We start from the raw sequence: 711 nt of genomic DNA on the forward strand, positions 1-711 counted from the left end.
ACACCCACTAACCGAAGCTTCAGTGGCATATAAGAGAGATTAATTCGGTATCTTCAAAAGCGACTAGGCAAGACTGACAAGTTGAATTGGAGGTTGTGAATGTCAGCCGAATCAAGACATTAAAGCGTTAAAAATAGGCAACAAAACAAATAATGCACACTTGCATCACCTTTTAGTAAACTGATAATTACATTGTTTGGTTAATTTGTTAGTATCCCGCGCCGAAGAAGATAAGCACTCAATTGTATGGAAAACACTCTAATACAGCACAAACACCATCGCTTGCACGCTATTGCGGTTATTATCGCGGTGTTGTTTCAGTTGTATTTAGCGTCCACAGCCGCTCTTAACCCTACACAAGTTCACAGCACAACTTGGCTCAACAAAGTCCAAAGTGAAAAGGTTTTACTGTGTACCGCAGATGGTTTCAAATGGGTGGATATCAATACGTTGATTGAGGCTAACGCTCAATCTTCTTCTAAGCTCATCCAAGATCTTAACTTACACGACGGCTTTCAGTTTGAATGCCCGCTTCTTCAAGCTGTTCAATTCTTTCTTTTGGTTGCGATTGGGCTTTACCTGACAACCATCCATTGGCTGCGCCGAGTAAAGTATGCACTGACGACTTATCACTTTTCAAAATGCGATAAGCTCGTTTACAAACACATCGCGCCTAAGCACTCTCCGCCGAGTGTTTTTCCTGCCTAACAG

1 protein-coding gene is annotated in these 711 nt (G+C 42.1%); it reads left to right on the forward strand.

The window, feature by feature from the left end:
* Positions 1 to 246 precede the first annotated feature (246 nt).
* Positions 247 to 708, forward strand: a complete 462-nt coding sequence (locus tag CAG68_RS19810) for a hypothetical protein (protein ID WP_005388493.1) — start codon at positions 247 to 249, stop codon at positions 706 to 708.
* Positions 709 to 711 lie beyond the last annotated feature (3 nt).

It is taken from the genome of Vibrio sp. V42_P2S4T144, from assembly GCF_009904715.1.
Classification (GTDB): domain Bacteria; phylum Pseudomonadota; class Gammaproteobacteria; order Enterobacterales; family Vibrionaceae; genus Vibrio; species Vibrio alginolyticus.